At 57.7% G+C, this 25622-nt stretch carries 19 protein-coding genes, 2 tRNA genes and 3 pseudogenes; 9 read left to right on the forward strand and 15 right to left on the reverse strand.

All coding sequences use genetic code 11. The features are described 5' to 3' along the window. The 7 genes and pseudogenes from ABRP84_RS09805 to ABRP84_RS09835 all read right to left on the reverse strand — a co-directional run. A pseudogene (locus ABRP84_RS09805) lies at positions 1–584 on the reverse strand (transposase); the annotation flags it as partial. Between the two features lie 277 nt (positions 585–861). Further along, a complete protein-coding gene (locus ABRP84_RS09810) occupies positions 862–1998 on the reverse strand; it encodes a DUF3322 domain-containing protein (RefSeq protein ID WP_349853587.1) in 1137 nt (378 codons plus the stop codon). Beyond that, on the reverse strand, positions 1991–5362 hold the full coding sequence (locus tag ABRP84_RS09815; protein WP_349853589.1) for an ATP-binding protein: 3372 nt from the start codon (positions 5360–5362) through the stop codon (positions 1991–1993). Before ABRP84_RS09815 ends, ABRP84_RS09810 begins: the two co-directional genes overlap by 8 nt. After that, positions 5355–6005: a DUF4194 domain-containing protein gene (locus ABRP84_RS09820; protein ID WP_349853591.1), complete on the reverse strand. Its 651-nt coding sequence runs from the start codon at positions 6003–6005 to the stop codon at positions 5355–5357. Before ABRP84_RS09820 ends, ABRP84_RS09815 begins: the two co-directional genes overlap by 8 nt. After that, positions 6005–7474: a DUF3375 domain-containing protein gene (locus ABRP84_RS09825; protein WP_349853592.1), complete on the reverse strand. Its 1470-nt coding sequence runs from the start codon at positions 7472–7474 to the stop codon at positions 6005–6007. Before ABRP84_RS09825 ends, ABRP84_RS09820 begins: the two co-directional genes overlap by 1 nt. Before the next feature lie 135 nt (positions 7475–7609). Next, positions 7610–8029, reverse strand: coding sequence for an organic hydroperoxide resistance protein (locus ABRP84_RS09830; RefSeq protein ID WP_349853594.1), 420 nt, complete (start codon positions 8027–8029; stop codon positions 7610–7612). Positions 8030–8548: 519 nt separating this feature from the next. Next, positions 8549–8680 (reverse strand): hypothetical protein, encoded by a 132-nt coding sequence (locus tag ABRP84_RS09835; protein WP_349853595.1) that lies wholly within the window; start codon positions 8678–8680, stop codon positions 8549–8551. 508 nt (positions 8681–9188) lie between these two features. On the opposite strand from ABRP84_RS09835, the gene ABRP84_RS09840 reads away from it, so the two are divergent. The 3 genes from ABRP84_RS09840 to ABRP84_RS09850 all read left to right on the forward strand — a co-directional run bounded on the left by ABRP84_RS09840 (position 9189) and on the right by ABRP84_RS09850 (position 12488). Beyond that, positions 9189–9262 (forward strand) — tRNA-Ile (locus tag ABRP84_RS09840). 464 nt (positions 9263–9726) lie between these two features. Next, positions 9727–10782 carry a trimeric intracellular cation channel family protein gene (locus tag ABRP84_RS09845; protein ID WP_349853596.1) on the forward strand — a complete coding sequence of 352 codons (1056 nt, stop codon included), beginning with the start codon at positions 9727–9729 and terminating at the stop codon, positions 10780–10782. A gap of 107 nt (positions 10783–10889) precedes the next feature. After that, a complete protein-coding gene (locus tag ABRP84_RS09850; RefSeq protein ID WP_349853598.1) occupies positions 10890–12488 on the forward strand; it encodes a mechanosensitive ion channel family protein in 1599 nt (532 codons plus the stop codon). Positions 12489–12491: 3 nt separating this feature from the next. Here ABRP84_RS09850 and ABRP84_RS09855 read toward each other — a convergent pair whose 3' ends face one another. Next, positions 12492–13079 (reverse strand): hypothetical protein, encoded by a 588-nt coding sequence (locus tag ABRP84_RS09855; protein ID WP_349853599.1) that lies wholly within the window; start codon positions 13077–13079, stop codon positions 12492–12494. A gap of 155 nt (positions 13080–13234) precedes the next feature. Here ABRP84_RS09855 and ABRP84_RS09860 point away from each other — a divergent pair, with 155 nt between their 5' ends. Then, positions 13235–14323 (forward strand): alkene reductase, encoded by a 1089-nt coding sequence (locus ABRP84_RS09860; protein WP_349853600.1) that lies wholly within the window; start codon positions 13235–13237, stop codon positions 14321–14323. A gap of 123 nt (positions 14324–14446) precedes the next feature. Here the strand turns inward: ABRP84_RS09860 and ABRP84_RS09865 are convergent, their stop codons facing one another. Then, positions 14447–16147: an alkaline phosphatase D family protein gene (locus tag ABRP84_RS09865; protein WP_349853601.1), complete on the reverse strand. Its 1701-nt coding sequence runs from the start codon at positions 16145–16147 to the stop codon at positions 14447–14449. A 145-nt stretch (positions 16148–16292) separates the two neighbouring features. Here ABRP84_RS09865 and ABRP84_RS09870 point away from each other — a divergent pair, with 145 nt between their 5' ends. Together ABRP84_RS09870 and ABRP84_RS09875 are read left to right on the forward strand one after the other, a co-directional pair. Then, positions 16293–17087: a serine hydrolase domain-containing protein gene (locus ABRP84_RS09870; protein WP_349853603.1), complete on the forward strand. Its 795-nt coding sequence runs from the start codon at positions 16293–16295 to the stop codon at positions 17085–17087. Positions 17088–17891: 804 nt separating this feature from the next. After that, positions 17892–18308: a hypothetical protein gene (locus ABRP84_RS09875; protein WP_023023225.1), complete on the forward strand. Its 417-nt coding sequence runs from the start codon at positions 17892–17894 to the stop codon at positions 18306–18308. Positions 18309–18385: 77 nt separating this feature from the next. On the opposite strand, the gene ABRP84_RS09880 is transcribed toward ABRP84_RS09875, so the two are convergent. The 3 genes from ABRP84_RS09880 to aceE all read right to left on the reverse strand — a co-directional run bounded on the left by ABRP84_RS09880 (position 18386) and on the right by aceE (position 22376). Continuing rightward, a complete protein-coding gene (locus ABRP84_RS09880; protein ID WP_023023223.1) occupies positions 18386–19174 on the reverse strand; it encodes an HAD-IIA family hydrolase in 789 nt (262 codons plus the stop codon). Next, positions 19171–19470: an acyl carrier protein gene (locus tag ABRP84_RS09885; protein ID WP_023023221.1), complete on the reverse strand. Its 300-nt coding sequence runs from the start codon at positions 19468–19470 to the stop codon at positions 19171–19173. Before ABRP84_RS09885 ends, ABRP84_RS09880 begins: the two co-directional genes overlap by 4 nt. A gap of 161 nt (positions 19471–19631) precedes the next feature. After that, on the reverse strand, positions 19632–22376 hold the full coding sequence (gene aceE / locus ABRP84_RS09890; RefSeq protein WP_349853605.1) for a pyruvate dehydrogenase (acetyl-transferring), homodimeric type: 2745 nt from the start codon (positions 22374–22376) through the stop codon (positions 19632–19634). Positions 22377–22735: 359 nt separating this feature from the next. On the opposite strand from aceE, the gene ABRP84_RS09895 reads away from it, so the two are divergent. Continuing rightward, on the forward strand, positions 22736–23134 hold the full coding sequence (locus ABRP84_RS09895; protein ID WP_023023218.1) for a DUF3052 domain-containing protein: 399 nt from the start codon (positions 22736–22738) through the stop codon (positions 23132–23134). Positions 23135–23201: 67 nt separating this feature from the next. Continuing rightward, positions 23202–23277: transfer RNA gene (locus ABRP84_RS09900), tRNA-Val, on the forward strand. A 159-nt stretch (positions 23278–23436) separates the two neighbouring features. Here the strand turns inward: ABRP84_RS09900 and ABRP84_RS11295 are convergent. The 3 genes and pseudogenes from ABRP84_RS11295 to ABRP84_RS09905 all read right to left on the reverse strand — a co-directional run. Beyond that, positions 23437–23572, reverse strand: a pseudogene (locus ABRP84_RS11295) (IS1249 family transposase); the annotation flags it as partial. A gap of 37 nt (positions 23573–23609) precedes the next feature. Beyond that, positions 23610–23731: pseudogene (locus ABRP84_RS11300) on the reverse strand (transposase-like zinc-binding domain-containing protein); the annotation flags it as partial. A gap of 229 nt (positions 23732–23960) precedes the next feature. Continuing rightward, positions 23961–24557, reverse strand: coding sequence for a TetR/AcrR family transcriptional regulator (locus tag ABRP84_RS09905; RefSeq protein WP_349853607.1), 597 nt, complete (start codon positions 24555–24557; stop codon positions 23961–23963). Between the two features lie 77 nt (positions 24558–24634). Here ABRP84_RS09905 and ABRP84_RS09910 point away from each other — a divergent pair, with 77 nt between their 5' ends. Then, complete coding sequence (locus ABRP84_RS09910) at positions 24635–25618, forward strand: ABC transporter permease (protein WP_023023214.1); 984 nt, start codon at positions 24635–24637, stop codon at positions 25616–25618. The last annotated feature ends 4 nt before the right edge of the window (positions 25619–25622 follow it).

Consider the following 25622-nt stretch of genomic DNA (forward strand, 5'->3'; position numbering starts at 1 on the left):
TAATGCGCAGCGCATCGAGAAACACTACGGGGTAGAATTCGTCTAACTGGCGGTTTTGCCAGACCATGACCTCATCGCCGACGGCGTCGGTGACTGCGGAGATCGTCTCATGGGAAATATCGACACGCATCGCTGTTGCCATATGATGCTGGATATCTCTAATCGTCATCCCGCCGGCGTACAAGCTGACGATCATGTCATCAACGTCGGTCAATCTCCTCGAGCCTTTGAGGGGCCATAGTCGGCAAGAATGTTCCAGCCCGATCTCTCGGCACATCAACGGTCACTGGCCCGTAGTTAGAATCCACGGTCTTTGGATACGACCCGTTGCGGTGATTGTTTGTCCCAGCAGCAGCTTTAGCACTCCTGTCGCCAGACTCGTAGCCAAGGTGGGCATCCATCTCAGCATTCAAACCCCTAGTGATCGAGGCTTGCACCATGCCCAGAACCAGGTCGTTGGCATCCGTGGTGGACGTGCCTAGGTCATCAATCAGTTTCGCGATGTCAGGGTTAGCAAGCAGCTTCTTTTCAATCGCATCAATCTTGGCCTTATCAGCCGGATCTCGTCGTGCCACACTAGTCATTCTGGTCCATCTCCTCATGCAGGCTGGGAACCTACACACAAACCATCAGACACTCTCATGCATTAGGCAACAGCCCTGGAATCTGGTAGTACGTGTTGGCCAGTGCCGTCGGTGTTAGAACTTAACCTAAAATTTTGACTAGAACGAATGCACCGCCGCAGCATCGAGGGCATACCGGTACACCGTAATGATTGGGAAAAGTCAAGTCTCATCTACCTCACCGGTTAAGAGATGGTGGGTCGATCACATATGGAAATCGCGAAAATAGGCTGCACTACTAAACCTTATGACCTCCGAATATAGATTGAATCTCGTCATCGGCATGCGCGAACGGAATCCGTTCCTGTTCGATGCGTAGCTTGCCTTCGGTGAAAAGGTGGCGATAGGCGCGCTGCTCTTCGGTGGTGAGGTGGCTAAGTGCTGCGGAGCCGTCGCCGGGATCGGGGACCGCGAGGTGGCGGAACGCGGTGACGGTGGCGGTATCCATGAGCAGGGACTCCGTGTGGGGAAAGTGGGCGCGCACGCCGTTGAGGATGCTGAAGCCGGCGGCGTCAAGGTCGCCCCAGTAGGTGATTTCGGCATCGTGGAGCCAGGCAAGGGCGTGAAGTTGGCGGGCGGCATGGCCGGCGCCGAGGATGGCGATGGTGGGTGGGGCGGCATCGGAAAGCAGGGGCAGGGCTAGGAAGGTCTGCTTGTTTTCTACGATGAGAACGCGCGGGGGAGCGGCGGGAAAGAGCTGTGCAGCCTGGGAAAGGGGAACCTCGATATCGGACAGCGCTGGGGCGTGGTTGAGGTAGCGCAGGCGCAGGCGGGCATCGGTGCGGCGCAGCCCCAAATCCGTGATGCCAAAGGGCGAAAGCAGGGCGAGCAGCAGGCGGCGGTGGGTGCCTATCCATTTGCCGTCTACTCCTTCAACTGGGACGGCGCGCTCCCACTCGCCGGAGTCCGGGTGGGCGCGCAGCCAAGTCAAGCATGGTGTCAAGCAGCGCAGATCGTATGCGTTTAGCTCCTTCCACTGGGCATAGGTGCGGTACACGGCGTCGGCGAATGCAGGGGAGTCGGGGAAGATCGCGGCGATGTCGTGTGCGCGCTGTTGCGCACGGGAGTATTCGGCGCTGAGGCCCGCGGCCGCGGCGATACGGGGCGCACCGGTAAGGACCGCGCGGGTGGGAACGGAATTGGTGCCTAGGCCCGTGCGGGACCAATTGCGCGGTTCGTAGTGGATCTCTTCTTGGTGCGGCCAGCGCTGCCAGGCGCGGATGAACTCCTGGGTGGCGGGGACATCGCGCGCGGCGTTGGCGGCCGTTGGCGGGTGCAGCGGCCAATCGATACTCAGCGAATCGGGAGTCGACAAAGCCTTCGCAAAGTGGTTGCGCAGGTATTTTGCCGCATGGGTGTGCAGGTCATTAGGCATCCGCATCGGTGGACTCCGGGGATTCCTGGGAGTAGGAGGTGGCATCGATAAGCGAATAGCCCGTACGCGCCTGCGGGCGGCCTTGGATAATGGGCTCGTCGTAATTGACCACGATGGTGCCATCCACGTACGGCGATAGCGTCTGAATGAGTTTGAATGGCGTTGCCAAAATCATGTGGAAGCCAAAGGACGCAAACACGGACATGGCGGTGCGCGTAAAGGCCGGGTCGGCGCGGTCGAAGGCCTCATCCAAAATGATGGAACCGTAGGTAGGAACGTCCTGATCCGGCTCCGCCAGGCGGAAGCGCAGCGCCGCAGCCAAGCAGAAGAACACCAGCTTTTGGGCCTGGCCGCCGGAAAGAGAGGCGGAATCCTGATACGTATTGGCGGTCGTGCCATCGGGATAGCACTCGCGGCCGATGAAGCTGACATGCTTTCGAGTATCGAGAACTAAGTTGCGCCACCGAATATCCTCCGTCTCAGACGAGCCCAAGCGGCTGAGAATCTTATCCAGGGCGTGGTAGCGCGCTACCGCAGCTTCAGGCTCATCGGCACTAATTTCCGCCAGGCTATGGGACGTCGCGGCATCGAGATCGCGCTGGAAGTCCTGCACCACCTGGCCGCGGGCATCCTTCACATCGATCCGCAGTGTGCGATCGCCATTGAAGGGCGTGCGCTCCAGAGACTTATTAATAAACTCCATGCGCTGTTCGATATCGCTACGGGCATGGCGAAGTGAGGAGGCAAGGTGCGATAGGTTTTGCACCGTCGTGCCATTGAGCAGCTCCAAGAACTTCGCGCGAAAATCCGCCAGGCGGTCCGCGCGCAGGAATTTAAGCTTTTCCATACCCTCGCCGGCGAAGCTGGCCTGCGGCTCCAAATCCGCCGCTTCCGCCGGCCACTGCGATAGGTATTTGTGGAGGACGGAGACAATCTTGGTATTCGTCTCCTCGATGCGGCGCGCGGCCGTACGCGCGGTTTCTTGCAGGTTAGCCTGCACCTCATCGCGCCGGGCATCGATGTCATCGATGGTGAGTTTTCTTCTGCCCTTGTGCAGGGCTTCTTCGACCGCCTTGGCGATGCCCTGATCCTCCACCCTGGGCACCGTGCCGATGCTCTGTCGCCGCTGGGTGGAGCGGTTTAGCTCGCCCTCCACGTTGCCGAGGTGTTTTTGGGCTTGATTGAGCTGAGTGCGGGCAGCGGTGAGCTTTTCTTTTGCCTGCTCGTGCGCCGTGGCTAGGGCCTGCGCCTCTGGGGAGGAAGCCAAAGAATCATACTGTTCTTGCAAATCGCGCTTTCGCGCCTCAGCAGAAGCGGTATCAATATCCTGGAACTTAGTCTCCAGTACCCGCTGCGCTTTATCGCGCTGTGTGCGCAAGATATCCATCTTCCGGTTGAGCTCATGGACCTGTTTGGCCATGGCGCGAGCAGTGGCCTTCGCTTCCTCCAATTGGGCACGCAGGAGCTCAATTTTGGCGGTATTGGTAGAACCTACTCGGTACCACCGCGTGCCATTAAAGCGCGTGCGATCATCCTTGATAAAGCGCGTCGAGCCATCCTTATCCTTGGGCCGGCTTTCCAAGCCATCGCGCGTGACGGCCGGGGTCTTGGTTACCTGTTCGAGCGCCGCCACCGAGTTGACGCATTCGTAGTTAAAGCGGCTCGAAATATGGTGGCGCACCCACTGCGCCATGGGGTGATCTTGAAACTCCAATTTGTGGATGAGCTGTTGCGGGCTGCGCGCGGGCGCAGGCGCCGGTGCAAACTCCGGGATAGTGCGGTACTCGAGCCGGGTACCCACATTGCGAGAATTGACCCACTGGTTAATGGCTTCCCGCGCGGTTTCCGGAACGAGCAGGGTGGCGGCGAATCCGTGCAGCAATTTTTGGATCACCGGTTCCCACTCCGCCTGCTGCGGGGCAATATCCAGTAGCTCGCCAGCGAAGGGAAGCTCCGATTCGGCATAGCCAGTATCCCGCGCGAGTTGGGTGCGTAGCTCTACGAGGGCCTTATCGATATTGGTGCGCCGCGAGCTAAATGAGTGCAGCTCACTTTCTAAGGACGCGGATGCTGTCGCTGCATCGCGGGCGGCCACGCCGGCTTCTTGCTGCTGCTCAGTAAGCTGGGCCGAGTCAGCCTCGAAGTCCGCGATGCGCAGGTGGGCATTTGCCTGCAGCTCGGCGAAGCCGTGCGGGTTGAGCTCAAAGTGGTCGGTCCACTGGTCGGCGGCAGCGGCAAGGTGGTGAAACTCCTTGGAGCGGTGCTCAATTTCCTTCTCCGCGGTTTCAATTTTGGCTTCTAGGGCGGCCAGCTCGCCGGCACTGAGTTGGGAGACGGCTACGGCGGCGCGGCGCTCGGCATCGTCAAGGTGCGTGACCTCCGCTTCGAGCGCCTCGGCCGCAGAGTGTGCCTCTGCTTGCTGGGCGGTCAGCGCGCGGATGCGATAATCCAGTTCTTCTGCCACCAAGCGGGCGCGCACCGCCGGCAGCGCCTCATTCATCGCCTCGGCCTTGTGCTTATCCGCCTCCGCGGTGGTGCGCTGGGAGTGCAATTGGGGGAGGGGAGCCAGCGTCTCAATCTGGGCCTTGACGTCCTCTACCCGCAGGTATGCCTGGCGCAGATCTTCAAATTGCTCCACCGACTCCTCCGCCCGCTCAAAAGTAGACGGCGCATCCAGCATATAGTCCCGGAAGAGCTGGTCCAGGCTGGATAGAGATTTGGCAGACTGCGTGCGGTGCAGCAGGACCTGCCCCTGCTCGCTCTTGATGCCCAGGCGTTTGCGGAAGCGATCCGCAAACGTGGTGTACGTCGGCGTAAATGACGCACCAGGCCCCTTGTACATGGCCTTAATCTTGCGGGTATCCAGGCTTCGGGTGAGTAGGGGGCTGAGCTTATCGATGTCCTCATCTCCCTGCACCACCCCATAGAGCCTTTTAATCTGGCTCACCGAATTTTCACCGCCGTTGAGGCGGAAGATGGCGATGAGGGTGTGCTGCGTGCCAGCCCCATTATCGTAGGTCAACGCCACCACCGAGTTTGTTGCACCCTCACGCAAATACTCCGGGGCAATTTCGCCCGTGTGCGCATTTTCTTGCTGCCGCCACGCCCCGCGAATATAGGAAACGAGGGTGCGCCCATTATGGCGCCCGAGGTCCTGCTGCGATGCCGCGTTGAATTTGAGGTCCTTTTGCGGCACCAATACTGCCGACATCGCATCAAGCAGCGTGGACTTACCCGAACCGGATCCGCCGGTGATGAGGAAGCCCTTGCGTGCTACCGGAATGGAAAAGTAGCCGTGAAAAGTGCCCCAGTTAATGAGCTGGATACGGCTGATGCGGAATTGGCCTGGATACAGGTTAGTCATCGGAAGCCTCCTCCTGGTCGCCCTCGGCTTCTGCGAGGCGGGCGTATTCATCCCGGATAGCGGTGACCGTGGCGGCATCGAAAAGCTGACGCAAGACGGGTGATACCTCGTAGCGCCCCTCAGTCTCGGTGGCACTCAGCAGCGAATATTCATTGCGGATGCGTTTAATCGCCGCATTGAAGCGGTTATTGAACCCGGCTTCATCGCGGTTATCAACCGCGCGGACGTAGCCAATTCCCTCCCGGAGGTCTTCTACATCCACAATCACGCGTTCACCCGGCAGCGCCAAACCAAGTTCCTGGCGCAGGTTTAGCAGGATGGCGGTATCGATGTGCTTAAGCTTATCCGTGCGCAGCACTTGCGGGATAGGCAGCGTTTCTTCTTCTACCATCCGGGTAAACGCAAACCCTTCCGCTTCATCGACGACCAGCTCGAGGAATACCTCATGCAGGCGGGCGCGCAGGTTGTCTTCGTCCGAGATGATGGCGGACCATAAGACAGGTTCCTTGTGTGCTCGCACTAGCGGACCTTTCAAAAGCTGCACCAACGCGCGGCGCGAGTTATAGGTCAGCGATCCTTTATCGCTTCCCCACAGCGGGGGCTCATGTGCCGAATCGACGCGGTGATTATCAGTAGCGCTCACTACAACTCCTCAACGGTGGTGCTATCGAAATACATAGTAGGGATATACGCCGCGCGAATGGTCCCATCTTCTTCGGTCCAGGTGACTTTCTCGTGCGCATCATGCAGCGCCGGAAGCGGGTGCTGGTCCGCAATGTGCACCAATCCCACGACGCTGGCCAGGCCCTGCGTGGGCGGGTACGCCTGTAAAACCTGGCCAATCGTGCACGGACCCGCCTTGCCGACGGCCCCGCGGATCGCCCCATGCAATTCCTCAAAATCAATCTCTGATTCGCGCACCAGCTCATACAACGCCTCCGCATTCTCTTGGCCCGGCTGGAAGGCTTCCGGTGCTTCCTCCACGACCTCCCGACCCGGGTTGGCCAAGTGGATGCGCGATACGGAATGAATGGACATGCCGATGCGCTGCAGGGGAGTTTCCATGCGGTGAAAGGCTTTTAGCTCCGATGCCTGCGCTGCATCAATGGCCATGCCCCGTGCCTCACGCAGTAGCTCAATCATGCGCCGGTCTTCTGCGAATTGTTCCGAGGAGACATAGTTGCGCAAGCTGCGCGCCAGGCCAGTCATCGTTTGATTGACCTCGAAGCTCGTTTCTTCCATATCGCGGAAGAGATTCCGCAGCTGCCGCCGGTTTTCTGGTGCCAGCTCTTGGCCGACCTCGCTTTCTAGAACTTGGTTAATCCACTGGTCTAGCCACGCACTGCGTTCTCTATCCATGAGGTAGGAATAGAATCCGCGAAAGCTACGCCCCGCGTCCGATTCCGCGATGTGGTCTACGCCGCTGAAGATTTCCTCGAGCACCTCGCCGCGGTAACCTTCTGGATCCAAAAGCTGTCGGCGTAATCGGTGATTGAGGGCTTCAAGTTCGTGGCGAACCCTGGCGAAATCGCTTGGCACCGCCATAGCCATGTTCAGCACGTCTTGGACGCGTTCCTGTGTCTCTGCCGCAGTCAGCCTTTCAAACTGCCCTAAATGTGCCTTTTCAATTTCGCGGTCAATGCGGTCTCGCTCCGCCTCTAAGCTGGCGACGCGGCTCGAAATATCCTCATTTGTATCTCGCGCCAAGCGTTGTAGCGCCGAGCCGATAGATTCCACGCGCGATGCCGTGACCGTAGTAACCGGCGTTTCCCAACGCTCAACGGCCTCGAGCGCGGATAGTGCTTCCTCGCTCGGTTCCAAGGTTTCCCCGCGCGAGCTCTTGCCAGATTTACGGACTAGCCATCCAGCTTTTACCCAGTCATTGCAATAACTTTGCGGTGTGCGCGGCATTGAGAATTCACTGGCGAGCACCTCGAAATCGGTGACCATCAGCTCATATACTTCTGCCGCCGGCCGCGCCCGAGTGCCGCGGGGAAAATACTCAGCAATCAGCGCCAAAATCACCGGGGCATTATCGGCCGCCAGCAGCCGCACTGCCGCGGAATCATGTAATAACCGCCGCAGTGAAAGGGCGCGAGCTTCAACAGACATGATTCGATTTTGCCAGCTACGCCGGACACGTGCAGCGTAGTTTGACTCACTTATTCGAATCAGTGGATTCGCCCGCGCATGGTGGCCCTTGCGGGCCGAGGACTAAGAGACTGTATTAGTCCTTCTTAGTCCTTATTAGTCCTGCGCAACGGTGACGTTGACGTCAATATTGCCGCGGGTGGCATTGGAGTAGGGGCAGACCTGGTGGGCGGCATCGGCAAGCGCCTGTGCCTTGTCGTGCTCCTGGGCGGGGATAATGACCTCAAGCTCAACGGCGAGCTTGAAGCCTTCGCCCTCCTTGCCAATGGACACGCGGGCACCGACGGAGGAATCGCCCAACTCTGCCTTCTCGCTGCGGGCTACCACCTGCAGGGCAGAGTGGAAGCAAGCGGCATAACCAGCAGCGAAGAGCTGCTCCGGGTTGGCGCCGTTGCCATCTCCACCCATTTCCTTTGGGGTGGACATATTGAAGTCAAGGTCAGAATTTTGCACTACGGCGCGGCCATCGCGGCCTGCTCCGGTAGCGAGTGCTTCAGTGGTGTAAAGGGCGTCCATGATTACTCCTTTTCTAAAGTGATTTTCGTACTAGCGGTGAGTACAGCCGCCGATTGTACTCAGAATTGCTAACGGCGTTTTTCGAGGTCAGCGACCTAAGAAGTGAAAGGACGCGCTAGGAAAAGGTGGTACGGCTCAAGTGTGTGTCGCAGGCCTACTCAACCCGCGCCGGGGGAGTGGGTGCTCCTTCGGGCGGAAGTACCTTGGGGTAGCGCTTGGATTGGCTGGATTCTCAACCCATCGTGAGGACGGCGAAGAGAAAACAGGGTTGAATTATGGCATGGGCTCATCGACAGCAACAGATAGGTTTCAGTCTCGTACAGGAGAAAAGTTTCTAGCTATAGACATCTTCTGTAGAGCGCAACCAAAAATCCATCATCGTTCCTATGGGATCTGCTGACGAATAGATGGCTTCCGCTACATCGGATGGACTCCAGTCATCGGGGAGGTCTATAAAACGACCTGCGAGTTTCCCGATAGTCACTGAAGGAGATTCTTTAACGGCCTCGAGAATAATTTCTACGTCTTTGTAACTAGCATGAGATGCATTTTTCCATTGGCTCCAGTTGCATCGGCAATGCAGATCCAATCATCGACTTCGCTCATGTCTTTCAAGAGATTGTCAACTATCTTTTCAGGATTTGTCTCCATACTTATAAGCATATTGTTAATTTGATAGCTCTTGTCAAGGTTTATCCTTTATCCCCGTCGCAGCCATTGGCTGAGGTGGTGCTCCCGCGTGAGTGGGATATTGTTCCTCGATTTAATGTCCCAGATTTTCTGCCAAGCCCAATAATGAATAAAGCGAAGGGATATTCAGCAACGACGGTTAGTACTTCGGCTGTGAGAACAGAATTCATCTTCACTGAGGCTCTCACGTGGGATGCAGTCGCAGCACGGACATCCACGGTTGAGTGTTAGGGGTTCGACACCGGTGAGTAGTGGCTCAAGAAGAAAACCGTGCAACGTAAGTTCACCGACGCGAATTTTGGTTCGCGTTTAAGCTAAGCCGGATTGTGCCGGCAGTGCCACTCGAGGTGAAACGGCGTCACGCACTCAACTGGGGTTATTTTATGAGGGGCCGTGAATTGGTCTTTCGGGAGCTATTGACTAATCTTTTGGGAGCGGAACGTCGTGATTTACGGCATGGCATCCGTGTGGGGCTATAGCTCAGTCGGTTAGAGCTCCGGACTCATAATCCGTCGGTCCCGGGTTCGAGCCCCGGTGGCCCCACGGTAGAAGGAGGCGTCGGCAAGCAGTGCTGACGCCTCCTTTTAATCTTCGGTGCGCACGGGCTCGGAGAAAATCGGCTGGGCGGTCCACTCGGTGCGGTTGCTAATAGTTGTGTTTTCGAGGTATCTGCAAGGAACGCATCGGGGTTTCGAGCCTGTACGTGGCATCCATTGCGTGCTTATAAATGTTCGGGGTAAGGCGCAGTCTCTGGCATCGTCGGCGATGATTTGTGCGTTCTCGCGAATGCTGCATTTGCCGCCGACCTGCGCAGTGAGTGAGGAGTCCTCGTCCTCCTCTGCTTTCTGCGAGGGGGGACGAGCCCCAAGCAGCAAGAGCGCGAGGAGTTCTTTTATGCGGAATGTAGGAAGAGATAGAAGGGGAATTAGAACAAAGAGAGCACAGCACCGCAGAGCATGTGGGCAGGCGAATTGCGCGTGGGTGAGCAGTGCAGTCTAATAAACGGCATGACAGAAGTAGATCCGCTCATTGAGTCCCTCTATCGCTGGTCCGATGTCAGCGGTGTATTGCTGATGGGAATTATCGGCGGCACCATTGCGCGCAAGCGCGGGTATGACATCATCGGGTTTTTCTTCATCGCGATGTTTTCTTCCCTGGGCGGGGGCATGGTGCGCGATGTGCTTATCAATCGCGGCACCGTGGCGGCGATGAGCGAGCCGGAGTACCTGTACCTGGCGTTTACTGGCGCGTTGATCGCGCGCTTTGTCTACTTTAAGGGCAAGACCTGGGATTATATCCAGGCGCATGGCGATGCCGTCGTTTCCGGCCTATGGGCCGGCACCGGCGCCGTGAAGGCCATTACCTATGGGCTGCCGCCAATTCCGTGCATCATGATGGGCGTGTTTACCGCTACCGGCGGTTCCATGATTCGCGATATCGCCATGGGGCGCGAGCCCGCGGTCTTTGGCGATAATCAGCCCACGGTGATCCCAGCCATCGCCTGTGCGGTAATCGTGCTGGTGGGAAACCACTTCGATATGTTGGCCGTCGGCATGATCGTGGGGCCGTTGGTCTCCATTTTCTTGGCGCTGCTGGGCATTTGGGCCGGGTGGCGCGTGCCCGCGAAACAGGAATGGGCGCCGATTAATGATACGGCCGCGCAGGTCAAGGTGCTGGCAAAGAAAGCAGAAAACAAGAGCCGCGCGGTCGGGCGCAAGCTGGAGCCGCACCGCGTGCGCTCTTGGCGCCACCGGCAGATGGAAGAGGCGCTGCAGCGGCGCATCGAAAAGCAAGTGCGTTCCGGCAAGCGCCGCCAGGATGCGGCGGAGGAGGCCAGCGAGTTTTTGCAGTCCTTCGAATCTGATGTCGACCAGTTGAGTAGTGTCTCAGCTGAGTCCGAGGACATGGATTTTGGAGTGGACTTTAGCGGCGATTCCTATGAGGCGGAGGAGCAGACCTCCAGCGAGGAATCCCAGCGCCTGCTCGATACGATTTTGGAAGATGACAAGCTTACTGATGAACTGATTGATCGCCTGATGGACCGCTACCAATCGCGCGACTAGCCTCCTAGGCCTCTGCTTGCCGATGCCCCCATCTTCCCACTCCTGCCTTCTTACTTCTGTCAGAAAACTGGCATCAATTTCTCAGCTAGGTGCCATATCCTTGAACCATGAACTTGAGGTATTTCTTTTTTGAGCTGTGGGGCCTCATCGTTGACCACGGCTTGCCGCTCATCGCATTCGTGATTATCGGCATTCTTTTGCCCCGCATGGGCCGCCTAGCCATCCGGATCATTGAACATAATTTGGATGAGCAAGAAGAGTCCACGAAGGCACGGCTGGCGCTGACCGGAGCATTGGTCTACATCGTCCAGGCGGTTGCGTACTTCCTATTGGTCGCCGCCGCGCTGACTAACCTCGGCGTTCCGGCGCTGGGCGCTGCGGTGCCTGCGACGATAGTTTCCGCCGCAGTTGGTTTCGGCGCCCAGTCCGTGATTTCGGATTTCCTCTCCGGATTTTTCATCCTCACGGAAAAGCAATTCGGCGTGGGTGACTACGTCTCCTTTGCTGGCATTCCTGGGGTGGAAGGCGATGTGGTGACGCTGACCCTGCGCACCACGAAGGTGCGCACCCCAACTGGTGAGCTGGTGACCATCCCCAATAGCTCCGCGGGCGTGGTGACCAACTATTCCAAGGAATGGTCCCGCGCGGTGGTCAATATCAACGTCCCAGTGCATGAGGGCGAATCCCTGCCGGAGATTACGAGCCGCGTCAAAGAGATTTCGGAGCACGCTATTGAAGCCCCAGAGATCTCTGTCGATGTGGCCGGCGAGCTCACGGTACTTCCCGCCACGCAATTGGTTAGCCCGCAGGTTGCCGGCCAGCCGTGGCAGGTGGGCTACCGCATCATGGTGACGGTTAATCCCGCCCGCCAGTGGTCCGTGGAGCGCGCCATCCGCTCGGCGCTGCTTTCGGAATTCTGGGACCACTACGGTTCCGCCATCGACTTTGATGAGCTGCAGGAACAGAAAAAGAAGCATTCGGCAGAACCAAAGCATGCCGCGGCGCAATCGGCCAAGGACGCCTTGGATGCCGGGGAAGGATCCCGCCCCAATACGCCAGTGGATGACCCCACGGTGGAAGAGGAACTGGCCCCAGAGGAAGTTGAGCTTGCTGAGACCAAGCTCGATGAGCAGGCAGTCACGGATGAAGCGGGCGAAGATGCCGCAGACGACGATGATAAATCACGCCGAAAGATCTGGCGCACGATTCAGACCAATACCCAATTCCAGAAGCTCGCTACCATCGGCGGGCGCGTGCGCGCCTCCACCACCGGCCTCGTGGCGGCCCTGCTTGTCGTTGGCCTGCTCATCCTCGCGGCAAGCAACCCAGAGGAAGGGGAAGCCGGCTGGCTGTCGCCGGATTATTGGAAGGATAGGGATACGCAATCCTCTTCTGAGGTACCAACGGAATCTGGGGAGAATGTGCCTTCGGAAGACCCCCTTACTACCGGCACCCCAACTGAACCGACGGACGCTGACTCAACACCCACGACCACCAATACGCCGACCGTTCCTAGCTATCCCAGCCAAGCGCCCAACTCCACGCCTAATTCCGGGGACGGGCACGGCAGCGGTCAGGATGGGCCCGCTGACTCAAACGGCAATGCTGGCGATGGCCAGGGGAATGGAGATGGAGACTCCGGTGCAGATGGAAATAGCGGGGCGGCGAATAGCCAGCAGACCGCGATTCCTTCAGAACCCCACTAGATACTACTGAGGGCCGCCGGTTACCTCGAGGCGGTCAGTCCAGAAGCGATCGAGTCCCTCGGCGTGGTACATGGCACTTAAGCTATTGTCTCCGTCTTTCCCACAGATGAGTCCGCGGTGATCTGATCCTATGGAACAGCGAAGATTATAGGTCTTACCGGTGGTAGGGCTGGCGACGGAAATTTCGGTGCTATACGCGCCGTTGGCTCTCGGATCGCGCCGCTGGAATGTATAAGTGTGCTTCAGCGCTTCATCAAAAATGGGGCCGGTAAATTCACAGGATGTATGTTCGCCTGCGAGGATGGTGTCTCCCTGGTTGGTATATCCGCAATCGCCCCCAATTTTCCCAGCGTAAAGCGTGTGATTTCCAGCTGGGGGAGCGTCATCATTCGAGCCGGCATCGCCATGTTCGGCGCCTTCTTTATCGCCTTTTTCCGCGGTGGAGTCTGGAGAATTCTCCATGGTTTCCGTCACGGTCGTAGGGGCCGTGGAAGCCTCGCTGGGCACAAAAGCAGGTTCGGGTTCGGCAGAATCGGAATCATCGGAGGTACCGCAGGCGCTCAGCATGGTAAGGGACAAGGCGGCAAGCATTAAGGAAGTGTGGCGTTTCAACATCATAAGAACGGGTAAAAATCGGCGGTGTGAACGGTGAAAACTTTAGCACTTAAACCAGCATCTAGCTGTGGATTTATAGAAAGTAGGCCACAGGGTGGAACAAATTTGATACCCGGGCTGTTTCAGTAGACATGACATCATTATTTACACCTTTGGAACTTGGCCGTTATACGTTGAATAACCGCGTGACCATGGCACCGCTGACTCGTCAGCGTGCAGGTCACAGCGGTGTGCCCAGCGAGTTGCACAAAAAGTATTATTCCCAGCGCGCTAGCGCTGGTCTCGTGGTGACGGAGGGAACCTTCCCCGCATGGACCAACCGCGCGTTCCCGGGTCAGGCGGGAATCGTCGATGATGAGCAGGCGGCCGGTTGGCGCGAGGTAGCCAACGAAGTGCACGACAAGGGCGGCGTCTTGTTCATGCAGATCATGCACGGCGGCCGCACCAGCCACCCGGATCTCATTGATGGCGCCCAAGCAGAAGCCCCCAGCGCGCTGGATTGGGACGGCCAGGTTCGCGGCTTTGCCGGCAAGATGGATGCACCGGTACCGCGTGCACTAGAAGCCGATGAGCTCCCGCGCATCGTTGAGGAATTCCAGGCCGCCGCACGCCGGGCCGTCGACGCGGGCGTTGATGGTGTAGAGATTCACAATGCGAATGGCTACCTGCTGCACGAATTCATGGCTCCGTCTGCCAACCAGCGCGACGATGAATTTGGCGGCAGCCCCGAAAACCGGTGGCGCCTGCCAGAGATGGTGATCCGTGCTGTTGTAGATGAAATTGGTGCTGACCGCGTGGGCGTGCGTTTCTCCCCAGCCCACGTCGTGCAAGGCATTGCTGAAGACGACGAGGCGGATATGCTGGCCACCTACGGCGGCTTTTTGGACGCCATTGCCCCGCTGAACCTGGCTTATGTCTCCTTCCTGCACGCCGAGCCGGAAGGCGAGCTCATCTCGGCCTTGGCAAAGAAGGCTCGCGCCAATGGCGAAACCAAGGTCTTGATGAATGATGGTTTCGGCACCGTCACCACTAAGGAAGATGCCGAGCGCGAGCTGGAATTGGATCACGTGGATGCCGTCGTGGTGGGTCGTCAGCTCATTGCTAACCCGGACTTGGTACGCCGGTGGGAAGAAGGTCTGGCCCTTAATGAGCCGGACCAGGCCACGTTCTACGTCGGCGGCGAGCGCGGCTACATTGATTATGAAACTGCCGCGGACTAACGCGTAGTCCGCGGCAGGTAGGGGGAGAGCGCGAGTGATAGAGAGTGAAATATCCCAGAGAGGATCTTTCACTCTCTATATCGAACGTGCACCCAGCGAGCGTTAACAACTGCCCGCTAAAAATTAAGAACTAAATCCCTCATCCGGGCGCCATGTCAGCGTGACGGCTTCGTTTACTGCTGCGGCGGGATTGAGGAGATCCTCAACGCGCAGCCAGTGCATTTCCGCAGAATCAGGACGGATGGTGACGTAGCTATATCCGTGGTGATCGAGGTTTACGTGGCGTGTATGGGAGTTTGCCTCCAAAAGGAAGTGTTCTGCCAGCTTGGAAAGCTCGTTGTCCTCGGGAAGGTGAAGCTGTTCGTTGACATTGGGCGCGGAGACAGATGAGCACACCAATTCGGCCCCGAAGATGTGCCCGTCCTTGCTGATATTATGCGCCCATTCGGAGTGGATATCGCCGGTAACAAAGAGGGCGTGGGAATCGTGCTTCGCAAGGGCATCGATAAGCATCCGGCGTTCTGCCGAGTATCCATCCCATTGGTCGCCATTGACAGGAATGCCGGTGATATTGGATGACAGTGAGGACGATACGGGTGCCAGCTTGTCGTCGCGCTGCAGGGTAGCCAGGTTCATGGGGGAGAACATGACGGAGTTGCCCAGCATATTCCACGCGGCGGCGGAGGTATCGATCTTGTTCACCAGCCAGTCGTACTGCTCCGAACCGAGCATGCTTCGCCCCTCTGCGGACATCCTGGCGGGTCCAAAGAGCACCTGTTTATCGCGGTACGTGCGCAGATCCATCATGGTCAGTTCCACGAGATCGCCAAAGGTCAAGCATCGGTAGAGATGGCCATCATTGGAAGGGTTGCTTGCCCGTACCGGCATCCATTCAAAGTAGGCCTGCATCGCGGCGTTGCGACGATCGAGCCAAGCGCCTTCCTTTCCCTCCGTGTGGTTTTTGGCGCCATCCCGCCAAGAATTATCTGCGGTTTCGTGGTCATCCCAGACCGCGATCCACGGCAGGGCAGCATGTGCCGCTTGGAGATTTTCATCGGTACGGTAGCGGCCAAGGCGCGTGCGATAATCTTCCAGCGTCGTAATCTCGTGCGCGGGGTGGTGCAGACGCACTGGTCCAAAACCGGCGTACTCGCGCTGTGGATATTCGTAAATATAGTCTCCCAGAAAGACCATATAATCTAGTTGCCCGGCTCGTCCGCGCTGTGCGATATCGCCATAGGCTTGAAAGAAACCGGACTCCCAGTTGGCACAGCTGGCTACACCGAAGGTTAGCTCCCCTGGGGATGCCGTTACCGCCGGCGCGGTTTTGGTGCGACCCACTGGGGAGATCTTATCTTGGGCATGAAAGCGGAAGTAATATACGCTGTCTGGTTCGAGGCCGTGAGGATCCACGTGGACGGTGTGGTCTTGAGCAGGATCGGTGGTGACCTCGCCGCGCTTGACGATGTCCCTAAACTCCTCATCCCGCGCGATCTCCCACTTCACTGGGGTAGGCGCGCCCGCACCGGAGCCAGGCATCGCATCTGCATCTGGGGTCACGCGTGTCCACAAAACAACGGAATCTGGAATGGGATCTCCCGAGGCTACCCCGTGCAGGAAGGGGCGTTCCCCGAGCGTGGGCTCTACCATGTGTGGTTCTGGGCGCGAGGAAAGGCTGCTTTGTGCATGAGCAGTGCTGGCGTTGGCCGTGCTGGCAGTAGTGGTCAGCGCGAGGGCGGCGCCGACTGTGCCGCTGGTTTGGAGGAATTTGCGGCGGTTGACATGAGACATCTCTGTTTGCGGGCTGTGGTTTCTGCTAGTCATACTCATAAGTTTTCTTAGATAGAAAAGGCCTGCAACCGCTCAGGCCGCATTACACCAGAAATTCCTCTATCAGTAACCACGGGTTTACCTCCGCACCGATCGGCACGCCTTATTCAGAGGTCTAGAGCACAGTAGGCTGGAAGACATGAGCGAGTTGCAGCAGATAAATCAATGGCCCGTAGATACCGTGGCCGGAGCATTGATCCACAGCGGTGAGATGATAGACACGGTAGGAGATACATCGCGCCAATTTCCGGTTGCCTCAGTTACCAAGCTGGTGTCGGCGTTCGCGGTGATGATGGCAGTGGAAGAAGGTGCGGTGGATTTGAAGCAGCCCGCCGGTCCGGAAGGTTCTACCCTCGAGCATTTGCTCGCACACGCCTCGGGCGTGAAGTTCGATTCGCGTGAACAACAAAAACCAGTGGGCGAGCGGCGCATCTATTCCTCTGCCGGTTATGAATGGGCCGCAGAGATCGTTGAAGAAGCCACTGGCATCGAGTTTGCGGAGTACCTGCGCGAAGGCGTGTGCGAGCCGCTTGGAATGTCCTCCACCCGCTTGGAGGGCTCGGCTGGACACGGCTTGGTGTCTACTGTGGAGGATCTCGCTGCATTTGCTGCCGAGGTCCAGGACTCGCAGCTCTTGCACCCCAGCACCGTGGCCGATATGCGCCGCGTTCACTTTGCTGGTTTGCGCGGCATCGTGCCCGGTTACGGGAGCTTTAAGGATTGCACCTGGGGGCTTGGATTTGAGATCCGCGGTGAGAAAGACCACTGGATGGGAGCCCTGCCTGCCGATGCCACCGGGCACTTCGGCATGTCCGGAACCTACCTCTGGCTGGCCGACGACTACGCCATGGTGGCATTAACGGACCGAGATTTTGGCGATTGGGCAAAGCCGCTGTGGAATGAAACCAATACGAAGATCTGGCAGGCACTGTAGGAGGCTACTTCGCAGATTTCCCTTAATGGGAAAACGGGAAAAGCTCCCCATTCCAGTGGAGTGGGGGGCTTAATGCTGCTCTGTTTAGAACACCTGCAGACCAAGGCCTTCGAGGAACATGGCGAACTGGGTGAAGATGCCGTCAACGAGGGAGAGAATCTGGAATCCGAGAGCAGAAGAAAGATCAAACATAGGGGGTTCCTTTTGGTAGGGAGAATTCAAACCGGATTGTTTGAATTTATCTCAGTATAAGCAGGGTGCGAGTACCGTGTCAAACTGTTTCTTAGCCCAAAATAAAGTTATATCGACCTTCCGCCCGCGGGTCGTCCGTTTATTTCTATAAAGCGGGGTGTGGGAGCGGGGTGCGGGGGCTGGCTACCCCCGCTGCGGTTTTACCGCGCGGGACTTTTGGAGAGTTTTGCCCCTAGGGGGATTGGGGTAGTTTCCGGCCGAGGTTTTAGGGGATGAGTGCTAATAGGCGAGTGTTTCTGCTGGTATCTGCCTTGTAGGCGGCTCCTGTCGGAAACCCGCTTCAGACAATCAGTTAAAGGGGGCAAACCTCACAAATTTCACTGTTGTAAATTTAATTTCTTTAGTCACTTTAATCACAGTCTGGACTTTGGGTTGAGGTTTAGAAGTTGGGGGTTGAAGTGAAAGTTGAGGGTTGTAGAGGGCAGTGTGGCGCAGGAAAATTGGGTGCAGACGCAAAAGACAGTTCGTTGGGGAAGACGAAGCTCGTCTTTCACTGCGCCGCACGCCACGCGTGTGGATCGCAGTGGTGATTTGTCGAGGGAGATATCGGCTATGAATATTTGCGTCAATACAGTGCCGGTTGATCAACCGGCCTCTAACTACACGTGGCCCAGCCGCAATGGTGCGGCCGTCGTGGTTACTGGTGTGCTGAAAATTTCTGGGATGCCGCGTGCGCTGCGCCCGGAGGTAGAGCGCGCCATGGATCGGTGCATTCGCACTGAATCGGAGTTCATCGTCCCAGGCGATGACCCGCTGACCGCCCAGTGGTGCACTCGGTGGTATCGCGATGAGATCTTTATGGAGGCACTCGTGCGTGGTGAAGCCACGGGGCCGGGGATTGATTCCGGCATCGGTATTGGCTGCCACCAGGTGCTTACCGGAACCGAGGCGGAGCTTGCCGCGCTCGAGAGCGCGGTGTGCTACCTTGCGCAGCGCTATGGCTTTAGCGCCACCGTGCGTTTTAGCTAAGACGCTCGAGCGACTCGGCTCGAGCGCGGCCAAAATGAGCTAAGCCGCACGAGCTAGGTCGTGCGGCGGGGTGCCGTTTAGGATTCGTCGTCGGCGAAAGGATCCATGATCTTTTCGGGAATCTCCGCAACCGACTTAAACACGGCGGTCGGGCGATACGGGTAGCGGGAGATCTCGCGGTCATCGGAAATGCCGGAGCGTACCAAAATGGAGCGCATACCAGCCTCTAGGCCCGCCTTGACATCGGTATCCATGCGGTCACCAATCATGATGGTGTTTTCAGAGTGCGCGCCGATGTGATTGAGGGCCGAGCGCATCATGACAGGGTTGGGCTTTCCCACGTAATAGGGCTCGCGGTGGGTAGCGGCGGTGATCAATGCTGCTACCGCGCCGGTTGCTGGGAGCACGCCTTCGGGAGCAGGCCCCGTAACGTCCGGGTTGGTGGCGATGAAGCGGGCGCCATTGCGGATGAGGTTGATAGCGGTGGTAATCGCCTCAAAGGAGTAGGTGCGGGTTTCACCAAGGACCACGAAGTCGGCGTCATCGTTGGTAAGAATCCAACCGGCCTCGTGCAGCGCGGTGGTCAGGCCGGACTCTCCCACGACGTAGGCCTTGCTGGAGCTGGCCTGGGTGGCCAAGAAATTTGCCGTCGCCGTGGCGGAGGTCCAGATGCGCTCGGCCGGAATATCCAGTCCGGTATTGCGCAGCCGCGCCGCCAAGTCACGTGGGGTGGACATGGAGTTATTGGTCAGCACCATGTACTCAATATCGTTATCTTTCAGCGTCTGAATGAATTTGTCGGCGCCGGGGATCATTTCCCCTTCCCTGATGAGCACGCCGTCCATATCGGATAGGTAAGAAATCATTGGTGGTCCTCCAAATAGTCAGCGATATCGCCGATGGTCTCGCAGTTAAGCATTGTTTCCTCAGTAAGTCGCACCTTAAAGAGCTCTTCTGCACGCACGGTGAGCTCTATAAGCTCTAGGGATTCAACGCCGACATCGGAAAGCGCGGTGTCTTTGCCAAGTTCAGCCTCGGTACCGGTGACTTTGATGATGAGGGCGATGAGCTCGCCCAGCGTATCCCGATCTGGGTCTTGGTCCTTATCCGGGTCAGAACCCTGAAACTTTGCCTGCAATTGGGCACTGAGGTCATTTGCCATAGTGACTAGTGTAGTAGCGATTGGTGCGTGGCATAGGAGAAATAAGGACAAGCGGAACTGCTAACAACGTAATGGGGGGAATTGGGCAAAATATTCAGGCGCTCCCAGCATTAAGCCGGAAGCGCCTGAGTTACATCTCCATTGCGGAGGGGAGGGCGATATTACTCGCCGCTATTAGGTGCAGTTGGGTCATCCAACCTCAGCTCGGAGGCCGCCTTTTCTACGACGGAACGCTCAATCTTGCCTTCGCGGGCAAGACCATCGAGCACGGCGACGACGATGGATTCCGCATCGTTGTTGAAGAAGCGGCGGGCACCCTCGCGCGTATCGGAGAAGCCGAAGCCGTCTGCGCCCAAGGTGATGTAGGTACCTGGGACGTAGGGGCGAATCTGCTCCTGCAACTCGGTGGTGAAATCCGAGACACCAACAAATGGGCCCTCGAAGTCCTTGAGCTGGGAGGTAGCAAATGCCTCGGTGGGCTCTTCGCCTTTGCGCAGCGCTTCCTTATTGCGGCGGGCACCGTCACGGGCCAGCTCGTTCCAAGAGGTCACGGAGAACAGCGAAGCCCTGACATCGTAATCCTCAGCCAGCATCTTCTGTGCGCGAAGAGCTTCGTGCACGCCAACCCCCGATGCCAGGATATTGGCCGGGGTGGAGCCATTCTCGGCGGTATTGAAGTGGTAGATACCCTTGTGCAGGCCTTCCACGTCCAAGTTCTCCGGCTCGGCCGGCTGGTGGACCGGCTCGTTGTACACGGTGAGGTAGTACATGACCGGCTCGTTGTCCTCGCCGTACATGCGCTCGATACCGCGCGCTACCAGGTGTGCGACCTCGAAGCCGAAGGCTGGGTCATAAGAAATGACCGCTGGGTTGGTGGCTGCCAGGACAGGGGAGTGGCCGTCCATGTGCTGCAGTCCCTCACCGGTCAGGGTGGTGCGGCCGGCGGTAGCACCGATGATAAAACCGCGGCCCATTTGGTCGCCGGCGGCCCAGAAGGCATCGCCAGTGCGCTGGAAGCCGAACATCGAGTAGAAGATGTACAGCGGGATCATGGCCTCACCCTGGGTGGCATAGGAGGTAGCTGCGGCGGTAAAGGATGCCGCAGCACCGGCCTCAGAAATGCCCTCGTGCAGGATCTGGCCATCGGTGGCCTCGCGGTAGGACAACATCAGATCGTGGTCCACCGGCACATAGTTCTGGCCGCGGGGGTTCCAGATCTTCATGGTGGGGAACCAGGAGTCCATACCGAAGGTGCGGGCCTCATCCGGGATGATGGGGACGACGCGCTTGCCCAGTTCCTTATTGCGCATGACTTCCTTGAAGGTGCGCACCAAGGCCATGGTGGTAGCGACTTCCTGCTTTCCGGAGCCCTTGCGTACGGAGCGCAGCTTGTCCAAGGCAGGTGCTTCCAGCGGGGTGAAGTCCGTGCGGCGCTCTGGCAGGAAGCCGCCAAGCTCTTTACGGCGCTCCAACATGTACTTGATCTCCGGGGAATCCTTACCCGGGTGGTAGTACGGCGGCAGGTAAGGATCCTTTTCCAGCTCTTCATCAGTGAAGGGGATCTCTTGCTTATCGCGGAAGTTCTTGAGATCCTCCAGCGTCAGCTTCTTCATCTGGTGGGTAGCATTGCGGCCCTCGAAGTTGTGGCCCAAGCCGTAGCCCTTAATGGTGTGGGCCAAGATGACGGTCGGCTTGCCGGAGCCCTTGTTCTCCAAGGCGCGGGCATACGCTGCGTAGACCTTTCGGTAGTCGTGGCCGCCGCGGCGCAGTGCCCAAATTTCGTCATCGGAGACGTCTTCTACCAGCTTTGCGGTGCGCTCATCGCGGCCGAAGAAGTGCTCGCGCACATAAGCGCCGTCATTGGCCTTGAAGGTCTGGTAGTCACCATCAGAGGTGGTGTTCATGACGTTGACGAGGGCACCTTCGGTGTCCTTTTCCAGCAGCTTGTCCCAGCCGCGGCCCCAAATGACCTTGATGACATCCCAGCCGGCGCCACGGAAGAAGGACTCCAGCTCCTGGATGATCTGGGTATTACCACGTACGGGGCCGTCGAGGCGCTGCAGGTTGCAGTTAACCACGAAGGTGAGGTTATCCAGCTCGTACAGAGCAGCGGTTTGCAGCAGGCCGCGGGATTCTGGCTCGTCCATTTCGCCATCGCCCAAGAAGGCCCAAACGTGCTGCTTGGAGGTGTCCTTGATGCCGCGGGTTTCCAAGTACTTATTAAAGCGTGCCTGGTAAATGGCGTTAATTGGACCAAGACCCATGGACACGGTGGGAAACTCCCAGAACCATGGCATCAGGCGCGGGTGCGGATAGGAGGGCAGACCCTTGCCTTCGCCAAGGGAGACTTCCTGGCGGAAGCCATCGAGGTCTTCCTCAGAGAGGCGGCCTTCCATGTAGGCGCGGGCGTACATGCCCGGGGAGGCGTGGCCTTGGAAGAAGACCTGGTCGCCGCCTGAAGGATCGTCCTTACCCTTGAAGAAGTGGTTGAGGCCGACTTCGTACAGCGGGGCCGCACCCGCATAGGTGGAGATGTGGCCACCAACGCCGATGCCGGGGCGCTGCGCACGGTGCACCATGATGGCAGCGTTCCAGCGGATCCAACGGCGGTAGCGCTTTTCTAGTTCTTCATCGCCAGGAAATTCCGGCTCCATGTTGGTGGGGATGGTGTTGACGAAGTCCGTCGACGTCAACGAGGGGAGCTCCACGCGCTTGGCGGTGGCGCGCTCTAGAAGGCGCAGCATCAGGTAACGTGCGCGTTCTTGGTCAGAATGGTCCAGCAGACCATCGAGGGAATCCATCCACTCGCGAGTTTCTTCTGGGTCGCTGTCGTGAAGGTACGATGCAACACCATCGCGGATAAGCGGGAAGTTGGAATCGCCCTTGGCAGGGTCCTTCTCGGCCATGTAAACCTCCTAATTAAGGGTCTGCAGAGTTTATCTCCTACGATACGCGTTCCCAGATCGCGAGTGGGAGTCTAGGCCGTCTAAAACGCGGCGCTTTCCGATGCACCCCCCTACCACCTGCGGTTTGCTGCCCCAACCCCGCGTGCAAACGTGGGTAGTAGGCCCCTAAACGGCGCTAGTTGTCCCACAAAACAGACGCCGGTGTGAGCAGAAAAGGGCCTGCAAATTGGGGGAAAGGGGTGCTATAGCAAGTAAAAGACGCCCTGGGACGTTAAACTACATGTAATAACACACGTCCTCCCTGCCAAGCACGGGCTGGGCGTGAGCAAGAATTCACCGAATGAGGAAGGAAATGCATAGTGGCTGACGCTGCAGTCAAGCTCGGAATCAAGGAAGGGCAAATCGCTCTAGAGCTTGGTTGGGACGAGGATTGTGACACCACAATCTCTGAATCGATCGAAGCCGTACTCGGTGAGGATTTCCTCGAAGAGGAAAATGATGAGCTGTGCGATGTAGTCCTTCTTTGGTGGCGCGAGGAAGACGGTGACCTCGTGGACGGCCTGGTGGATGCCAGCCGTCCCCTCGCGGATAACGGATCCGTGTGGTTGCTGACCCCAGGCGCTGGCAAGCCCGGCACCGTGGAGCCTGGTCTCATTTCTGAATCCGCACAGCTGGCCGGCTTGGTGCAGACCAAAGCTGAGCGATTTGGCGAGTGGCAGGGTTCCTGCCTGGTACCGCGCGGATACACCAAAAAATAGCCCTCACCAGCTGATTTGTGTAGCTTCACAATCCTGCGCTACTGTACATAACAGCGCAAGGGCGCATGCGGCTTTAGCTCAGCTGGAAGAGCAATTGGTTTACACCCAATAGGTCGGGGGTTCGATCCCCTCAGGCCGCACCATTTTTCAAGTCTCGAGACATCGTTCCTAGAACGGTGGCTCGAGACTTTTTCGTTGTGTGGGGATTCATGGATGGGGGAAGGCTGCGGGTTAAACGACAAAATGTGTTGTTTTCTGGCGTGTCGGGGTAAACGACATTTTGTGTTGGTGGACTGCGTGGTTTAGGGCATGTGGCCTTTGCGTATTCCCATAGAGTGGTTGTAGGCAACTGTCGAAAGTTGCTGGTCGGCCGTATTCACGGCCGATGGTGGCTTGTGTTTCTTGGTTGGCTAGGGTGTGTGCTTTGGCTCGTGGGTCTGCGCCCTGATTCGCCCACTTTCCTGGGTCGGCCTCTAGCGCGAGTGACAGTGGCTTTACAGGTGTTCCATCGCCATCGCTGGTGCATAGGTGCTTGTAGTCCCGTATTTTGGTGCACACCTCGCTACAGACGGGGCATCGAGGATGATTCTTACTCATCCATTCATCGTGAACCTCAGCGCTTAGCACATCAGCACGCCCCCGGCGGTATTTCAGGTCCGAGGCTGCGTTATGTCTCCGGATAAGTGAAATAATCCTAATACCAGCAGGCCAGACGGGCTAAACATATAACTTCACCAACACATCCTGTCGTTTAGGCCAAGGCTGCAGCCTAAACGGCAAAATGTGTTGTTTCCGGTGTGCAGCCTCGATGAATGGGCTTTCAGGGTCAAATGTCGGCCTCGGCTTGTGCCTCCAGCCCATCAAGCATGAGGTCTATGAGCCGTGGAGTAAGTGCGTCAGGGGCGAGTGAGGGCTTGGGCTCTATCGGGATGGGGCGGGTGATTATCCCAAGGCCCATGTGAAAATCCAGCGCATTGAGGCTTTCCGGGCATAGGTGTGCCTTTTTAGCGGGGATTAGCAGTTTGTCGTAAATGCCGGTTAATTCCTGGGCGCGCTTATCAATGATCCGGTCCTTTTGTTTCCGGGTTTCCGGATCGCGCATGGCATCTTCATATATTGCTTGGGCAAGGGTTGCTAGCTGCAAAGTTCCTATGGAATGGACGGTGGTGCGCCACGCGGTACGTGCATCGCTAGCAAATTCCCCACTGTGGGCTTCGATGATTGCGGCGATATCGGCCGATGCTTGCACGCTTACTGCATCGAGGAGTTCGATGCGCTCGGGGAAGTGCCGGGTGGCCGTGGCCACACCCACTGAAGCGGCTTTCGCAATGATCCGCATGGAAATACCAGGCCCCTCAGTGGTGAGTAGTTGCCTGGTGGCGGTGACTATCGCCGCACGATTATTGGCTGCATCTTGTCTCATGGTTGACATCTTAACAAATGGAACACTATGTTTTATTTAAGTAACTGAAATACACTGTTCCAGATAAGGGGATTGTCATGAGTTCTACTGCGACTCGCAGGCGGCAAAACACGACCGTAAAAATCGTTGCCGCCGTGATTGGGGTACCAGTCATTATCGGGCTAATGCTATTTGCGTTCCTTGCTCCCAACTTTTCTTCCGGACCGCAAGGCGTGCCCATTGCTGTGGCCGGGCCCGAGCAGATGGTTAAGCACATGACCGATAAAGCAGGCGAGGGCGGACCCGATTTAAGGGTTTATGAATCCGATGCCGATGTGCGCGATGCGATTGAAAACCGAGACGTCGTAGGCGGTCTGGTTATCACCCCATCGGGAGCACAAACCTATACCGCTTCTGGCAACGGTGCTGCCTACACAGAGATGGTGAACCAATTGGGTAAGTCATTCGAGGCGCAAGGCATGGAGGTTGCTACCGAAGACCTTGCACCGACATCGGAAGAAGACCCGCAAGCTAATGGCATTGGGCTGCTAGGGCTGCCTTTGGCCTTTGGCGGCATCGTTTCCGCAGTCATCGCCACCTTTGTTTTCCGCCGCCGAAAGTGGGTCAAGTTTGTAGTACTCGTTGGCATAGCAGCAGGGGGATCGCTCGTTGCGACGTGGATGCTGCACACCGTGTACGGCACGTTAATTGGCAAATTCGGTATGGAATGGTTGGCCATCGCCCTGGGTATTCTTTCCACCTCATTGCTCACGGCAGGCCTAGCTGCGGTGATCGGTACTGCAGGTGTAGGAATTGGTGCGGTGCTCACCATTTTCCTAGGTAATCCACTTTCGGGCTTGGCCACCGGACCTTGGTTGCTTCCTGATGGCTGGGCTACCTTGGGGCAGTGGATGCCCATTGGTGCAACGGGGTACCTTGTTCGTTCTTTGTCCTATTTTGATGGCCAGGGCGTGGGACACGCGTGGTGGGTATTCGCGCTCTGGATCGCAGTAGGTTTCGCATTACTCATGTGGGACCGGTCTGCCAGCACTACAGAATCGAAAGCAGGTCAGGCGGGCTAGGAAA

Source organism: Corynebacterium sp. KPL2861, assembly GCF_040225475.1.
In the GTDB taxonomy this organism is placed as follows: Bacteria; Actinomycetota; Actinomycetes; order Mycobacteriales; family Mycobacteriaceae; genus Corynebacterium.

What these genes read in the sequence shown, in the direction of transcription:
- ABRP84_RS09810 (WP_349853587.1), bottom strand. Translation starts at nt 1,998, where the DNA reads ATGCCTAATGACCTGCACACCCATGCGGCAAAATACCTGCGCAACCAC.
- ABRP84_RS09875 (WP_023023225.1), top strand. Translation starts at nt 17,892, where the DNA reads ATGAATATTTGCGTCAATACAGTGCCGGTTGATCAACCGGCCTCTAAC.
- ABRP84_RS09910 (WP_023023214.1), top strand. Translation starts at nt 24,635, where the DNA reads ATGAGTTCTACTGCGACTCGCAGGCGGCAAAACACGACCGTAAAAATC.
- ABRP84_RS09825 (WP_349853592.1), bottom strand. Translation starts at nt 7,474, where the DNA reads ATGTCTGTTGAAGCTCGCGCCCTTTCACTGCGGCGGTTATTACATGAT.
- ABRP84_RS09870 (WP_349853603.1), top strand. Translation starts at nt 16,293, where the DNA reads ATGAGCGAGTTGCAGCAGATAAATCAATGGCCCGTAGATACCGTGGCC.
- ABRP84_RS09835 (WP_349853595.1), bottom strand. Translation starts at nt 8,680, where the DNA reads ATGGAGACAAATCCTGAAAAGATAGTTGACAATCTCTTGAAAGACATG.
- ABRP84_RS09885 (WP_023023221.1), bottom strand. Translation starts at nt 19,470, where the DNA reads ATGGCAAATGACCTCAGTGCCCAATTGCAGGCAAAGTTTCAGGGTTCT.
- ABRP84_RS09855 (WP_349853599.1), bottom strand. Translation starts at nt 13,079, where the DNA reads ATGCTTGCCGCCTTGTCCCTTACCATGCTGAGCGCCTGCGGTACCTCC.
- ABRP84_RS09905 (WP_349853607.1), bottom strand. Translation starts at nt 24,557, where the DNA reads ATGAGACAAGATGCAGCCAATAATCGTGCGGCGATAGTCACCGCCACC.
- ABRP84_RS09880 (WP_023023223.1), bottom strand. Translation starts at nt 19,174, where the DNA reads ATGATTTCTTACCTATCCGATATGGACGGCGTGCTCATCAGGGAAGGG.
- ABRP84_RS09860 (WP_349853600.1), top strand. Translation starts at nt 13,235, where the DNA reads ATGACATCATTATTTACACCTTTGGAACTTGGCCGTTATACGTTGAAT.
- ABRP84_RS09845 (WP_349853596.1), top strand. Translation starts at nt 9,727, where the DNA reads ATGACAGAAGTAGATCCGCTCATTGAGTCCCTCTATCGCTGGTCCGAT.
- ABRP84_RS09865 (WP_349853601.1), bottom strand. Translation starts at nt 16,147, where the DNA reads ATGACTAGCAGAAACCACAGCCCGCAAACAGAGATGTCTCATGTCAAC.
- aceE (WP_349853605.1), bottom strand. Translation starts at nt 22,376, where the DNA reads ATGGCCGAGAAGGACCCTGCCAAGGGCGATTCCAACTTCCCGCTTATC.
- ABRP84_RS09830 (WP_349853594.1), bottom strand. Translation starts at nt 8,029, where the DNA reads ATGGACGCCCTTTACACCACTGAAGCACTCGCTACCGGAGCAGGCCGC.
- ABRP84_RS09850 (WP_349853598.1), top strand. Translation starts at nt 10,890, where the DNA reads ATGAACTTGAGGTATTTCTTTTTTGAGCTGTGGGGCCTCATCGTTGAC.
- ABRP84_RS09815 (WP_349853589.1), bottom strand. Translation starts at nt 5,362, where the DNA reads ATGACTAACCTGTATCCAGGCCAATTCCGCATCAGCCGTATCCAGCTC.